General features: G+C 66.8%; 14 protein-coding genes and 1 other RNA gene. 8 read left to right on the forward strand and 7 right to left on the reverse strand.

Annotated features, from left to right (window positions below):
• Positions 1–57: 57 nt before the first annotated feature.
• On the reverse strand, positions 58–276 hold the full coding sequence (locus NRG74_RS20185) for a VF530 family DNA-binding protein (RefSeq protein WP_017642961.1): 219 nt from the start codon (positions 274–276) through the stop codon (positions 58–60).
• Between the two features lie 207 nt (positions 277–483).
• Between NRG74_RS20185 and NRG74_RS20190 the strand changes: the two genes are divergently transcribed.
• The 8 genes from NRG74_RS20190 to pcaC all read left to right on the forward strand — a co-directional run bounded on the left by NRG74_RS20190 (position 484) and on the right by pcaC (position 7,601).
• Positions 484–1,332 carry a CoA transferase subunit A gene (locus NRG74_RS20190; protein ID WP_183633880.1) on the forward strand — a complete coding sequence of 283 codons (849 nt, stop codon included), beginning with the start codon at positions 484–486 and terminating at the stop codon, positions 1,330–1,332.
• Positions 1,333–1,335: 3 nt separating this feature from the next.
• On the forward strand, positions 1,336–2,121 hold the full coding sequence (locus tag NRG74_RS20195) for a CoA-transferase subunit beta (RefSeq protein ID WP_017642963.1): 786 nt from the start codon (positions 1,336–1,338) through the stop codon (positions 2,119–2,121).
• The gene (gene pcaF / locus NRG74_RS20200) at positions 2,118–3,332 is read left to right on the forward strand and encodes a 3-oxoadipyl-CoA thiolase (RefSeq protein ID WP_257705146.1); all 1,215 of its coding nucleotides are present in this window, start codon (positions 2,118–2,120) and stop codon (positions 3,330–3,332) included. The genes NRG74_RS20195 and pcaF overlap by 4 nt, the downstream gene beginning before the upstream one ends.
• A 245-nt stretch (positions 3,333–3,577) precedes the next feature.
• On the forward strand, positions 3,578–4,870 hold the full coding sequence (locus NRG74_RS20205; protein ID WP_017642965.1) for an MFS family transporter: 1,293 nt from the start codon (positions 3,578–3,580) through the stop codon (positions 4,868–4,870).
• A gap of 61 nt (positions 4,871–4,931) precedes the next feature.
• Positions 4,932–5,007: non-coding RNA, sX9 sRNA (locus tag NRG74_RS20210), on the forward strand.
• A 23-nt stretch (positions 5,008–5,030) separates the two neighbouring features.
• Positions 5,031–6,389 carry a 3-carboxy-cis,cis-muconate cycloisomerase gene (locus tag NRG74_RS20215; RefSeq protein WP_257705147.1) on the forward strand — a complete coding sequence of 453 codons (1,359 nt, stop codon included), beginning with the start codon at positions 5,031–5,033 and terminating at the stop codon, positions 6,387–6,389.
• 16 nt (positions 6,390–6,405) lie between these two features.
• Complete coding sequence (gene pcaD, locus NRG74_RS20220; RefSeq protein WP_257705148.1) at positions 6,406–7,194, forward strand: 3-oxoadipate enol-lactonase; 789 nt, start codon at positions 6,406–6,408, stop codon at positions 7,192–7,194.
• A gap of 11 nt (positions 7,195–7,205) precedes the next feature.
• Entirely contained in the window at positions 7,206–7,601 is a 396-nt protein-coding gene (gene pcaC / locus NRG74_RS20225) for a 4-carboxymuconolactone decarboxylase (protein WP_093257243.1), read from the forward strand.
• A 954-nt stretch (positions 7,602–8,555) separates the two neighbouring features.
• Here pcaC and NRG74_RS20230 read toward each other — a convergent pair.
• The 6 genes from NRG74_RS20230 to pqqB all read right to left on the reverse strand — a co-directional run bounded on the left by NRG74_RS20230 (position 8,556) and on the right by pqqB (position 14,008).
• Positions 8,556–9,962: a YncE family protein gene (locus NRG74_RS20230; RefSeq protein WP_257705149.1), complete on the reverse strand. Its 1,407-nt coding sequence runs from the start codon at positions 9,960–9,962 to the stop codon at positions 8,556–8,558.
• A gap of 119 nt (positions 9,963–10,081) precedes the next feature.
• A complete protein-coding gene (locus NRG74_RS20235) occupies positions 10,082–10,606 on the reverse strand; it encodes a GNAT family N-acetyltransferase (protein ID WP_017642970.1) in 525 nt (174 codons plus the stop codon).
• Positions 10,607–10,770: 164 nt separating this feature from the next.
• Positions 10,771–11,922 carry a pyrroloquinoline quinone biosynthesis protein PqqE gene (gene pqqE, locus NRG74_RS20240; protein ID WP_257705150.1) on the reverse strand — a complete coding sequence of 384 codons (1,152 nt, stop codon included), beginning with the start codon at positions 11,920–11,922 and terminating at the stop codon, positions 10,771–10,773.
• A gap of 147 nt (positions 11,923–12,069) precedes the next feature.
• Complete coding sequence (pqqD, locus tag NRG74_RS20245) at positions 12,070–12,345, reverse strand: pyrroloquinoline quinone biosynthesis peptide chaperone PqqD (RefSeq protein WP_017642972.1); 276 nt, start codon at positions 12,343–12,345, stop codon at positions 12,070–12,072.
• Complete coding sequence (gene pqqC / locus NRG74_RS20250; protein WP_059316953.1) at positions 12,342–13,091, reverse strand: pyrroloquinoline-quinone synthase PqqC; 750 nt, start codon at positions 13,089–13,091, stop codon at positions 12,342–12,344. Before pqqC ends, pqqD begins: the two co-directional genes overlap by 4 nt.
• Before the next feature lie 5 nt (positions 13,092–13,096).
• A complete protein-coding gene (gene pqqB, locus NRG74_RS20255; protein ID WP_257705151.1) occupies positions 13,097–14,008 on the reverse strand; it encodes a pyrroloquinoline quinone biosynthesis protein PqqB in 912 nt (303 codons plus the stop codon).
• Positions 14,009–14,036: the final 28 nt, after the last annotated feature.

The following is a 14,036-nucleotide window of genomic DNA, read 5'->3' on the forward strand; positions in this document are numbered from 1 at the left end:
GACTATAGGGCAGGGTTGCTGCGGTGTCGACAGGGGCGAAAGGCTCTAGTCAGGCTATTAGCGCCGGGGCAGGCGCCGGTAAAGCTGCTCGACCTTTTCCCGCGCCCAGGGCGTGCGGCGCAGGAAGGTCAGGCTGGATTTGATACTGGGCTCATGGGTGAAGCAGCGCAGCGGGATGCGCCGACCGAGTTCTTCCCAGCCGTGATGCTCCACCAGGCGGGTGAGCAGGGCTTCGAGGGTGATGCCTTCGAGGGAGGCGCGGGGCTTGTCGGACATCGGCTGGGCTCTGGATGAGGGGAGGGCAGTGTAGCCGCTGCAACGGCTCACTGCGCGTAGAAGGGGTCGACAGTCCATAAAGCGATGCTGTTCGATAATCGAACTGTTAGTCGATTATCGGATTGTTTGCGCGGGTGGGGCTTTGTAGTCTGACTCCAGACCGCCGCACCGGGCGGCGCCGACAACAAAGACGCGAGTCGACAATCCATGGCCCAGATCCTGTCCCTGAGCGAAGCCATCCAGCGCTTCGTCCACGATGGCGAGACCGTCGCCCTCGAAGGCTTCACCCATCTCATTCCGACCGCCGCCGCCCACGAGCTGATCCGCCAGAACCGGCGCGACCTGACCCTGGTGCGCATGACCCCCGACCTGGTCTATGACCTGCTGATCGGTGCCGGCTGTGCCAAGCGGCTGATCTTCTCCTGGGGCGGCAATCCCGGGGTCGGCTCCCTGCACCGGCTGCGCGATGCGGTGGAAAAAGGCTGGCCGCACAAGCTTGAGATTTCCGAGCACAGCCACGCGGCCCTGGCCAACGCCTATGTCGCCGGCGCCTCCAACCTGCCGTTCGCCGTCCTGCGCGGCTACCAGGGCTCGGACCTGGCCAAGGTCAATCCGGACATCAAGTTCATCGCCTGCCCCTTCACCGGCGAGCAGCTCGCCGCGGTACCCAGCGTGCGCCCCGACGTCACCGTCATCCATGCGCAGAAGGCCGACCGCCAGGGCAACGTGCTGATCCAGGGCATCCTCGGCGTGCAGAAGGAAGCGGCCCTGGCCGCCCAGCGCTGCATCGTCACCGTGGAAGAGCTCGTCGACGACCTGCAGGCGCCGATGAACGCCTGCGTGCTGCCGACCTGGGCGCTCAGCGCCGTCTGTGTGGTCCCGGGCGGGGCGCATCCGTCCTATGCCCACGGCTACTACGAGCGGGACAACCGTTTCTACCAGGCCTGGGACCCGATCGCTCGCGACCGCGACACCTTTACCCAGTGGATCGACACCTACATCCGCGGTACCGCGGACTTCGCCGCCTTCCAGGCGAAGCTGGCTGCGGAGGCCTGAATCATGAGCGACTTCACCACCAATGAAATGATGACCGTGGCTGCGGCACGTCGCCTTGGCAATGGCAGCGTCTGCTTCGTCGGCATCGGCCTGCCATCCACCGCGGCGAATCTGGCACGCCTGACCCATGCGCCGGACGTGGTGCTGATCTACGAATCCGGCCCCATCGGTGCCAAGCCCTCGGTGCTGCCGCTGTCCATCGGCGACGGCGAGCTGGCCGAGACCGCCGACACCGTGGTGCCCACCGGCGAGATCTTCCGCTACTGGCTGCAGGGCGGACGCATCGACGTGGGCTTCCTCGGTGCGGCCCAGGTCGACCGCTTCGGCAACATCAACACCACGGTGATCGGCGACTACCACCAGCCCAAGGTGCGTCTGCCCGGCGCCGGCGGGGCCCCGGAAATCGCCGGCTCGGCCAAGGAGGTGCTGATCATCCTCAAGCAGTCGCACCGCAGCTTCGTCGACAAGCTGGCCTTCATCACCTCGGTGGGCTTCGGCGAGGGGGGCGATCACCGCCAGCAGCTGGGCCTGCCGGGCAAGGGTCCGACCGCCATCATCACCGACCTCTGCATCATGGAGCCGGAAGCGGGCACCCACGAATTCGTGGTGACCGCCCTGCATCCGGGTGTGACCCGCGAACAGGTGGTGGCCGCCACCGGCTGGGCCATCCGTTTCGCCGACCAGGTCGCCACCACCGCAGCGCCGACGGCGACCGAACTCGACGCCCTGCGTGATCTGCAGGCCAGGACCAATGCCGCCCATGGCGGTCAGAAAGGAGCTGAGGAATGAGTCGCCCCGTCTATATCTGCGATGCCATTCGGACCCCCATCGGCCGGCTCAACGGCGGTCTCTCGGCGGTACGCGCCGACGACCTGGCGGCCATTCCGCTCAAGGCGCTGCAGGAGCGCAATCCCCAGGTGGACTGGACGGCGGTGGACGAGGTGTTCATGGGCTGCGCCAACCAGGCCGGGGAAGACAACCGCAACGTGGCGCGCATGGCAGTGCTGCTGTCGGGACTACCGGAAACGGTGCCGGGCGTGACCCTCAATCGCCTCTGCGCCTCGGGCATGGAAGCGGTGGGCCAGGCCTATCGCGCCATCGCTCTGGGCGAGATGGAGCTGGTGATCGCTGCCGGGGTGGAATCCATGACCCGCGCGCCCTATGTGATGGGCAAGGCCGACAGCGCCTTCGGTCGCGGCCAGAAACTGGAAGACACCACCCTGGGCTGGCGCTTCGTCAATCCGGCGATGAAAGAGACCTATGGCGTCGACAGCATGCCGGTCACCGGTGACAACGTCGCCGCCGACTATGGCGTCAGCCGCGCCGACCAGGACGCCTTCGGCCTGCGCAGCCAGCAGCGCGCCGCGGCGGCCCAGGAATCCGGCTACTACGCCGAGGAAATCGTCCCGGTGACGATCAGGGGCAAGAAGGGCGACGTGGTGGTGGCGCAGGACGAGCATCCGCGTCCGGACACCACCGTAGAAGGCCTGGCCAAGCTCAAGCCGGTCAACGGTCCGGACCGGACCGTGACCGCGGGCAACGCTTCCGGGCTCAACGACGGCGCCTCGGCCATCATCCTGGCCTCGGCGGACGCGGCGAAGAAGCACGGCCTCACGCCCCGCGCCCGGGTGCTGGGCATGGCCAGTGGTGGGGTGGCGCCGCGCATCATGGGCGTCGGTCCGACCCCGGCGGTGCGCAAGCTGCTGCAGCAATTAAACCTGCCCATCGAGGCCTTCGACGTCATCGAACTCAACGAAGCCTTCGCCGCCCAAGGCATCGCCGTCCTGCGCGAGCTGGGCGTGGCCGACGACAGCCCCAAGGTCAATCCCAATGGCGGCGCCATTGCCCTGGGTCATCCCCTGGGCATGAGCGGCAACCGCCTGGTGCTCACCGCGGTGCACCACCTGGAAAAGACCGGCGGCCGCCTGGGGCTCGCCACCATGTGCGTGGGCGTCGGCCAGGGGCTGGCGCTGGCGGTGGAGCGGGTGGATTCGATTTAGGTTTGGTGTTCTGGTCATATCGCGGCCATGGCGGTCCGCCGATGCGGCCGCTCCTACAGGTATGGCACGTGTAGGAGCGGCCCATGGCCGCGATCCTCTAAGCCGATCGTAGAGCCCTTGCTTGAGCAGTCACCGAAATCGCCACCCACCCCATGCCCACACCTACCTGTAACCGCGTGTGTCTCTCTTGGTCCGATGGCGGTAGGCTGTCCCCCGTCCGTCCATACCTATAATTAAGGATCTCCATGAGCACTCACCCGCATTACAGCTTCGAGGAGCGCAAGAAGCGCATCTTCGCCATCGTCGGCGCCTCGTCCGGCAACCTGGTGGAATGGTTCGACTTCTACGTCTACGCCTTCTGCTCCATCTATTTCGCCGCCGCCTTCTTCCCCAAGAGCGATCCCACCGTGCAGCTGCTCAGCACCGCCGGGGTGTTCGCCGCGGGCTTCCTCATGCGGCCCCTGGGCGGCTGGATCTTCGGGCGCGTCGCCGACAAGTACGGTCGGCGCACCTCCATGGTCATTTCCATCCTGATGATGGGCGCCGGCTCCCTGGCCATCGCCTGCCTGCCCACCTATGCCAGCATCGGCGTCGCGGCGCCGGCCCTGCTGCTGCTCGCGCGCCTGCTGCAAGGCATCTCGGTGGGGGGTGAGTACGGCACCACCGCCACCTACATGAGCGAGGTGGCGCTGCGTGGCCAGCGCGGTTTCTTCGCTTCCTTCCAGTACGTCACCCTGATCGGCGGCCAACTGCTGGCCGTGCTGGTGGTGGTGATCCTGCAGCAGGTCCTGAGCGACGCCGATCTGCGCGCCTGGGGCTGGCGGATTCCCTTCCTGGTCGGCGCCGCCGCGGCGGTGATCTCGCTGTTCCTGCGTCGTTCGCTGGAAGAGACCACCACCGCCGAGACCCGCGCCAACAAGGAGGCCGGTACCCTGAGCGGCCTGTTCAAGCATCACAAGGCGGCCTTCTTCACCGTGCTCGGCTACACCGCCGGCGGCTCGCTGATCTTCTATACCTTCACCACCTACATGCAAAAGTACCTGGTCAACACCAGCGGCATGGACGCCAAGACCGCCAGCGCCGTGATGACCTGCGCCCTGCTGGTGTTCATGCTGATGCAACCGCTGTTCGGCATGCTCTCCGACCGCATCGGCCGGCGCGCCTCCATGCTGCTGTTCGGTGGCCTGGGCACGGTCTGCACCTGGCCGATCCTCACCGCCCTGGCCAGCGTGCAGAGTCCCTTCGTGGCCTTCCTGCTGATCTGCCTGGCCATGGCCATCATCAGCCTCTACACCTCCATCAGCGGCCTGGTGAAGGCCGAGATGTTCCCACCAGAGGTGCGCGCCCTGGGTGTGGGCCTGTCCTATGCGGTGGCCAATGCGATCTTTGGCGGCTCGGCGGAATTCGTCGCCCTGAGCTTCAAGACCCAGGGTCATGAAGAAGTCTTCTACATCTATGTCTCGGTGATGCTGGCGGTGGCCTTCCTGGTCAGCCTGCGGCTGCCGCGGCAAGCTACCTACCTGCATCACGACCACTAGGAGCAACCAACAAAACTACTGCGCGTCCGCCATGCGGGCGCGTGCAGTGCTCGGAATCCTCATGTACCAGTCGTACATTCCGGTTCCTGCGCGCCGCTCGCACCCGCCTGACAACCGCTCGCTACGCTTTGTTGGCTGCTCCGCCACTTGAGGAATCCCCATGTCCAACCTGCTATTCGATGCCTACTTCACCAGCGCCGCCATGCGCGCGGTGTTCTGTGACCGGGGCCGACTACAGGGCATGCTGGACTTCGAGGCAGCCCTGGCGCGCGCCGAGGCGGCGGTGGGGGTGATCCCCCAAACGGCGGTGGCACCCATCGCCGCCGCCTGCCGTGCCGAGCTATACGATGCCGCCGAACTGGCCCGGGCGGTGGTCAGCGCCGGTAATTCCGCCATTCCCCTGGTCAAGGCCCTGGGCCGGCAGATCGCCGCCCAGGATCCCGAGGCCGAGCGCCATGTGCACCGCGGTGCCACCAGCCAGGACGCCATGGACAGCGGCCTGGTCGTGCAGATCCGCCAGGCGCTAGATCTGCTGGACGCCGATCTGGCGCACCTGGCCGAGGCCCTGGCCATCCAGGCCGAGCGCCATGCCGGTACCGTGCTGGCCGGGCGCACCTGGCTGCAACATGCGACGCCCGTGACCCTGGGCATGAAGCTGGCCGGGGTGCTGGGCGCCATCACCCGTCACCGCCAGCGCCTGGTCGAACTGCGACCACGGGTGCTGGTGCTGCAATTCGGCGGCGCTTCGGGCAGCCTGGCCGCCCTGGGCGATCAGGCCCTGCCGGTGGCCGAGGCCCTGGCTAGTGAGCTGGGCCTGAACCTGCCGGAGCAACCCTGGCATACCCAGCGTGATCGCCTGGTCGAGGTCGGCGCCTGGCTCGGCCTGGTGGCCGGCAGCCTGGGCAAGCTGGGACGGGATCTGTCGCTGCTGATGCAGACCGAAGCCGCCGAGGTCTTCGAGCCCTCGGCGCCGGGCAAGGGGGGCTCTTCCACCATGCCGCACAAGCGCAATCCGGTGGGCGCCGCGGTGCTGATCGCCGCCGCCACCCGCGCGCCGGGTCTGGTCAGCACCCTGTTTTCCGCCATGCCCCAGGAGCACGAGCGCAGCCTGGGCCTCTGGCACGCCGAGTGGGAAACCCTGCCGGAGCTGTTCTGCCTGGTTTCCGGCGCCCTGCAACAGGCTCAGGCCATCGTCGCCGGGCTGGAGGTCGACGCCGCGCGCATGCAGGCCAACCTGGAACTGACCCACGGCCTGGTGCTGGCCGAGGCGGTCAGCATCGCCCTGGCCGGACGGCTGGGGCGCGAGGCCGCTCACCACCTGGTGGAGCAGAGCTGCAAACGCGCCGTCCAGGAGGGGCGTCACCTGCGCCAGGTACTGGGCGATACGCCGGAAGTAACCGCCGAACTCTCCTGCGCCGAGCTGGATCGCCTGCTGGACCCCGCCCATTACCAGGGCCAGGCCCGCGCCTGGGTAACCCGCGCCCTGGCTGAACACCGCACCCTGCTTGCCCATCCCTAGACCAGAGGACTGCCTGATGCCCAGCGTACGTCTCGCCGATGGCGACCTGAACTACCGATTGGAGGGCCCCGAGGGCGCCCCCGTGCTGATCCTGTCCAACTCCCTGGGCACTAACTTGGCCATGTGGGATGACCAGGTCGCCGCCTTCAGCGAGCGCTTTCGCCTGCTGCGCTATGACACCCGCGGCCATGGCGCCTCCCTGGTGACCCCCGGTCCCTATCGGATGGACGAGAACGGTCGCGACGTCCTGGCCCTGACCGACGCCCTGGGCATCGACCAATTCGCCTTCTGCGGCCTGTCCATGGGCGGCTCCATCGGCCAGTGGCTGGGCATCAACGCGCCGGAGCGGATCACCCGCCTGGTGCTGTGCAACACCGCCGCCAAGATCGGCACCCCCGAGGTGTGGAACACCCGCATCCAGACCGTGGAAGCCGGTGGCGAGCAGGCCATGCGCGACCTGCGCGACGCCTCCATCGGTCGCTGGTTCACCCCCGACTTCGCCAGCGCCGAGCCGGAACGGGTCGACCGCATCGTCGCCATGCTCGCCGGGACCTCGCCCCAGGGTTACGCGGCCAACTGCGCGGCGGTGCGCGATGCCGACTTCCGCGAGGTGCTGGATGCCATCCGTGCGCCGACGCTGATCGTCGCCGGCACCCATGACGCCGTGACCACCCCGGCCGACGGGCGCTTCCTGCAGGAGCGTATTCCCGGCGCCGAGTACGTCGAGTTTCCCGCCGCCCACCTGTCCAACGTGCAGATGGACGATGCCTTTACCCAGCGCGTGCTGGCCTTCCTGAGCGCCTAAAGGAGTCGATCTTGGACGAAAGAGAACGTTATGAAGCCGGCATGCAGGTCCGCCGCGCGGTGCTGGGCGACGCCCACGTCGATCGCAGCCTGGAAAAGCTGACCCCCTTCAACGAAGAATTCCAGGAGATGATCACCCGCCACGCCTGGGGCGACATCTGGACCCGCCCGGGCCTGCCGCGGCACACCCGCAGCCTGATCACCATCGCCATGCTGATCGGCATGAATCGCGAGGGCGAACTGCGCCTGCACCTGCGTGCCGCCCGTAGCAACGGCGTGACGCGGGAGGAGCTCAAGGAGCTGATCATGCAGAGCGCCATCTACTGCGGCATCCCGGCGGCCAATGCCACCTTCCACCTGGCGGAGGCGGTGTGGGATGAGTTGGGGGTGGAGTCGCTGGAGGGGTGAGTTTTCCCCTCAGTCGCCCCCTTGAATGGCGCCCGCCGGGTTGGATTGGTGGGCGTTTTTTTGTGGGAGGGGAGGAGGTTGGATTTTGTTGCCTAAGCTGATCATCGCGATTTGTTGAAGATCCTTGTTTCGCCTGGCCGGCGACTCACTTTTCTTTGCTTGCGGATCGCCGTCCGGTACAAAGAAAAGTAAGCAAAAAGAAAGCACACCTCGATAGTTCGGCCCTCCGCTTCGCTCCGGGTGCCCTCGCTCCGGCGCCGCTCCGGGGGCACGTCACGAAGGGGCCTCCTGCCCCTCGCGCCTTGCTCGGCGTCCTGCCTCGCATCCCCCTCCGCAACACCTGCACTCGGCCTCACTGACGGGGACGGGGCGCCAGCCTGAGACTGCGGTGCTTACAGGCAGAGCCAGAGTCAGTCGTAGCGTGGAAAACCGCGCAGCGTTTTCCACTGGCGCGTAACGTCGATCCCTGTGGACAAGGTTTCGCCGTTGTCCACGCTACAAACGGTTATGGCTTTTCAACCAACACTTTCAGGCTAGCGAATCGCCCCGTTCAGGAGGGCGAACGCCAGCGTCGTGGAGGGGTCGAGCCGCATGGATGCGGCGAGAGGCCTAACGGGCCATGGACGGCCCGTGTAGGCCGACCCCGGAACGGCGCTGGCGTGAGCGGACCCGCAGCGAAGCGACGGGCCGGATGGTCGGGGCAAGCGGTTTTGGTTACTTTTGTCGCGACTGACAAAAGTGACTCGCCCGGGTGGGCGAAACAAAAAACATCAGCAAAATGCGATAAACAGCTAGCCACCGATAGCCCAAAGGCATTGGGTTTCGCTGGCGCTCAACTCAAGCTTGGAATCACGCCTTTATCTCGGTCATGGACTGCTCCTACAGCAGGGGGCTCACCTGTAGGAGCGGCCCATGGCCGCGATAAGAAGGTTGTCCAGGCCAGGGGCAAGCCTCTTACTTGGCCATCACCCGCGTAATCCGATCCCCCTCGGCATCATCCTGCCCCTTGGCCTTGTTCACCGCATAGACCACTCCCTTGGCGTCCACCACCGCGTGGTTGGGATAGGTGCCCAGCTCCAGATTGGCTTTGATGGTGCCGTCCGGGTCGACCACGGTCAGGGTGCCGGCGCCGCGGTTGGTGACGTAGGCCAGGCGCTTGACCGGGTCGAAGGCCACGTTCAGCGCCCCGGCGCCGGTGGTGACGTTGTGCAGGGTCTGGCCGGTCTTGGCGTCGACGATCAGCAGGTTGTCGCTGCCCTGGGCGGTGATGAACAGGCGATCGGTCTTGGCATCGTGGGCCACACCCATGGGGGTCTTGGCGCCTTGGAGCGGGAAGACCTTCTCGACGGTCTCGGTCTTGGCGTCGATCACCGCGGCTTCGTTGGTCTTCAGGCTGACGGCATAGAGCTTGTGCACCGCCGGGTCCAGGTGCATGCCGACCACGGCGAACCGCTCGCCGCGCACGCCGGATTCGATGGTGATGTGCTTGCGCACGGCCGGGGTCTTGGCGTCGAAGCTGACGATGTCCGGGGTCATGGCCGCCGAGGCGAAGGCGCGGTCGAGCTTCTCGTCGACCACCACGGTGTGGGCATGGGGCACGAGGCCGGGTTCGAATTGCTTGACCAGGCCCAGGTCGCTCTGGCGATAGACCGCCACGGTGTTCTGCCGGGTGTTGGTGGTCCAGACGTGGCCGTTGCGATCGTCCACGCCCACGCCGTAGACGGCGTAGACACCGGCGTCGCTGCCCGGCGCGGCGGCCGGGGTGATCTGGCGCTGGATGGCCAGGTCCTTGGGATCGAGCTTGAGCAGTTGCGAGACCTTGACCGGCGGGCGGCCCACAGCCGAGGTGACGAACAGGGCGCCGGTCTTGGCGCTGATGTCCACCTGGTACAGCCCCGGGACCAGTTTGACCGCGGTGAGGCTATAGGCGTCGGCGCCGGATAGCGGCACCACCGGCGAGACCTTGAGCGGGAAGACCGCGGCGCCCGAAGGCTGGGCGGTGCTGATGACGATGGGGTGCTGGCCGGGGGCGGCGTCTTCGGGGATGCGCAAGGTCGCCTTGAAGGTGCCCTGAGCGTCGGCCACGTAGGCGGCGTCGGGGTTGAGCGCCACGCCGCCGCGGGACAGGGTGATCTGCTGACCGGGGGTGAAGCCGCGGCCGTCCAGCGCCACCTCGCTGCCGGCCAGGATGGCGGTGCCGGTGACAGGGCTGGCCTTGATCTCGCCATGGTAGTCCGGATCGGGGGCTTCGAAGCTGGAGCGCGCCTGGGCGGTTTGGCCGCCCAGCGCCAGCAGACCGGCCAGCAGGGTGACGGAAAAGATGCGCCGGCCCTTGGCCGAAGACGCTGGAGCGATGTTCATCAGGGATTCCTTGTAGCGGCGATCAAGATACCCGCGCCAGAGCGCCGGGCGGCAGAGGCCCTCCTGGGCTGGACCATGTTAAGGCGAAAGCGAAATACTTGCATTTAGATTTGCAGGTTTTACGCGTGCTCGGCATCCGGGGTATCGAGCGGGCGCTGCATCAGGCAGGCGCCGGCGCCATAGCCGGCCAGCTTGGCCTTGAGCGCGGCGTCGGCCGGGACCGGTTGATAGTGGTGGCGTTGCCAGTAGCCGATGGCGTTGGACAGCGACACCAGCCGCCCCTGGCGCAGGCGGGCGCGTCGGGCCTGGCCCTTGGCGTGACGATAGAGACGCCCCGCCACGCCCTGACCTTGGGCCTCGGGATGCACGGCGCAGTCGTGCAGGAACCAGGTCGAGGCCGCGCCTGGCAATTGCTTGAGAGGAGCACCCAGTACCGGCGGTAGGCCGTCGTCCCAGGGATAGGCGATCAGATAGCCGCGCAGGCGATCCTCGGCATCGGTCGCCACCCAGCAGTGTTCCGGGGCGAGTTCCAGGCGATTGGCGTAGAAGGCGTGGTCTTCGAGCAGGTCGGCGGGGTAGTTGGCCGCCTGGATGTCGAGAACGGCCGGGATGTCGGCAGGGCGCAGCGGGCGTATCGAAGGCATGACGATGAGGGGAAAAGGTCCGGCCGGGCAGTATGGTCACTGCCCGGCCGGGAGGCAAATGCCCCGGAGCCGTGGGTGGTGAGTCCCCTCGGCAAGCCTGCGCCCAGGCTGTGGGGGACTGGATTCCGCCGACGACCTTGGCGTGCCTAGCGCCGCCGCTGGCTTCAAGCCTTGGCGATCAGCCGCGAATTGCGCTCGTTGCGGAATTGCAGGTCCTCGATCCGCTGGGTCGCGGTCTCGGCTTCCTGGCGGGCGGCGAGGATGAGGTCGTGGTGCGGTGACTTGGCGCAGACCGGATCGGCGTTGCGCGCATCGCCGGTGAGCATGAAGGCCTGGCAGCGGCAGCCGCCGTAGTCCTTTTCCTTTTCGTCGCAGGAGCGGCAGGGCTCGGGCATCCAGTCGTAGCCGCGGTAGACGTTGAAGCCGAAGGAGTCGTACCAGATATGCCTGAGGTCATTCTCCTTCACGTTCGGGAAGGCGATGGGCATCTGCCGGGCGCCGTGGCAGGGCAGGGCGGTGCCGTCCGGCGTAATGGTCAGGAACAGCTTGCCCCAGCCATCCATGCAGGCCTTGGGGCGCTCTTCGTAGTAGTCCGGGGTGACGAAGATCAGCTTGCAGGGATGGTTCTCGGCCTTAAGGCGCGCGCGGTACTCGTTCGTGATGCCTTCGGCGCGCTCCAGTTGGGCCCTGGTCGGCAGCAGACCGGCGCGATTGCGCTCGGCCCAGCCATAGAACTGGCAGGTGGCGAGTTCGACGAAGTCGGCTTCCAGCGCCAGGCAGAGGTCGATGATCTGGTCGATGCGATCGATGTTGTGCCTGTGGGTGACGAAGTTGAGCACCATCGGGTAGCCATGGGCCTTGACCGCCTTGGCCATGGCCAGCTTCTGGGCGAAGGCCTTCTTCGAGCCGGCCAGCAGGTTGTTCACCTGTTCGTCGCTGGCCTGGAAGCTGATCTGGATATGGTCCAGGCCGGCCTCCTTGAATTCGGCGATGCGCGCCTCGGTGAGGCCGATGCCGGAGGTGATGAGGTTGGTGTAGTAGCCCAGCCGGCGCGCCTCGCGGATCAGCTCGGCGAGGTCCTGGCGCACCAGGGGTTCGCCCCCGGAGAAGCCGATCTGGGCGGCTCCCATCTCCCGTGCCTCGGCCATGACCTTGAACCACTGTTCGGTGGTCAGCTCGCGGCCCTGGGCGGCGAAGTCCAGAGGGTTGGAGCAATACGGGCACTGCAGCGGACAGCGATAGGTGACCTCGGCCAGCAGCCACAGCGGCAGGCCGACGCTGGGCTTACCTACCGCTGGCGGCTGTGGCAACTGCATGGGCGTGCCCGGCAGTTGAGAAGTGCCTGCGCTCGGTGATGCTGCGTTAAAAATCAGCTCGGAATGCTCATTTACCATTTGTAAACTCCGCTTCCTCGCCGATTTTTGCCTTGCCTGACCTTCGCTCGGCGATTTCTCAAACAAGGCTTAGCCGAGCAGGAGCCAGTGCTCTGCACGGGCGACCTCCATGAATTGTTCGACGTCCGCACCTAGTTCGGGCACGCCGGGGAAGCGTTCGTCGAGCGCGGCGATGATGGCGGCGACGTCACGCTGGCCGTCGATCAGCCCGCCGATGGCGGCGGCGCTGTCGTTGAGCTTGATCATGCCCTCGGGATAGAGCAGCACATGGGCGTCCTGCGCCGGCTCGAACTGGAAGCGGTAGCCGGGACGCCAGCGCGGCACCTGGGTGCGGTCGAAGCTCATAGGTCGATTCCTCGATGCCAGCGGCGCTCGCTGGTGACGCTGTGGTAGGGCGGGCGATGCAGTTCGTAGGCCATGCTCATGGCGTCGAGCATGCTCCAGAGGATGTCCAGCTTGAACTGCAGGATCTCCAGCATGCGCTGCTGGGATTCCCAGGTGGTGTAGTGCTGCAGGGTGATCTGCAGGCCATGCTCGACGTCACGCCGCGCCTGGCCCAGGCGGGTGCGGAAGTATTCGTAGCCGGCCGGATCGATCCAGGGGTAGTGGGTCGGCCAGGCGTCCAGCCGCGACTGGTGGATCTGCGGCGCGAACAGCTCGGTCAGGGAGCTGCTGGCGGCTTCCTGCCAGGAGGCGCGGCGGGCGAAGTTGACGTAGGCGTCCACCGCGAAGCGCACCCCGGGCAGCACCAGTTCCTGGGAGAGCACCTGCTCGCGGTCCAGGCCGGTGGCCTCGGCCAGGCGCAGCCAGGCCTCGATGCCGCCTTCGCTGCCGGGCTCGCCGTCGTGGTCGAGGATGCGCTGCACCCACTCCCGGCGGATCTCGCGGTCCGGGCAGTTGGCCAGGATGGCGGCGTCCTTGAGCGGGATGTTGACCTGGTAGTAGAAGCGGTTGGCCACCCAGCCCTGGATCTGCTCGCGACTGGCGCGACCCTGGTACATGGCCACGTGATAGGGGTGGTGGATGTGGTAGAGGTCGCCCTTGGCGCGCAGGGCGGCTTCGAATTCGGCGGGCGTGAGGGCGTTGGGCATGGCGTTCACAACTCGATGGACATCCCGTCCCAGGCGACTTCCACGCCCTGGCGCGCGACGATGGCGCGCTCGGGGGAGTCTTCGTCCAGGATCGGATTGGTGTTGTTGATGTGGATCAGCACCTTGCGCTGGCGCTCGAAGCCGGCCAGCACCTCCAGCATGCCGCCGGGACCGCTCTGCGGCAGGTGGCCCATCTCGGTGCCGGTCCGGGTGCCCACGCCGCGACGCTGCATCTCGTCGTCGGTCCAGAGGGTGCCGTCCACCAGCAGGCAGTCCGCCTGGCCCATCAGCTCCAGCAGGGCGGCGTCCGGCTGGCCGAGGCCCGGGGCGTAGAACAGCTTGCCGCCGGTGTGTCTGTCATGGACCAGCAGCCCCAGGTTGTCGCCCGGATGCGGATCGTGACGATGGGGCGAATAGGGCGGCGCGGCGCTGCGCAGCGGAAAGGGCGTGAATTCCAGATTCGGGCAGGCTGGAATGGTGAAGCTGCCGCTCAGGGCGATGGGCTGCCAGCTGAGCCCGCCGTTCCAGTGTTCGAGCATGTTGAACAGCGGAAAACCAGTGGTGAGGTCCTGGTGGACCATCTCGGTGCACCAGACCTCATGGGGGCAACCTTCACGCAGGCTGAGCAGGCCGGTGGTGTGGTCGATCTGGCTGTCTAGCAGGACGATGGCGCGGATGCCGGTGTCGCGCAGGACCCGCGCCGGCTGCAGCGGGGCGAAGCCGGCCAGCTGGGCGCGGATATCGGGCGAGGCGTTGCACAGGATCCAGTTCACCCCGTCGTCGGACAGGGCGATGGAGGACTGGGTACGGGCCTGGGCCCTGAGGGTGCCCTTGCGGAAGCCGTCGCAATTGACGCAATTGCAGTTCCACTGGGGAAAGCCACCGCCGGCGGCGGAGCCGAGAATCTGGATATGCATGGGAAAGGCTAAACCTGGAAAAAGTACG

Source organism: Pseudomonas oryzihabitans (genome assembly GCF_024652905.1).
GTDB classification, from domain to species: Bacteria; Pseudomonadota; Gammaproteobacteria; order Pseudomonadales; family Pseudomonadaceae; genus Chryseomonas; species Chryseomonas benzopyrenica.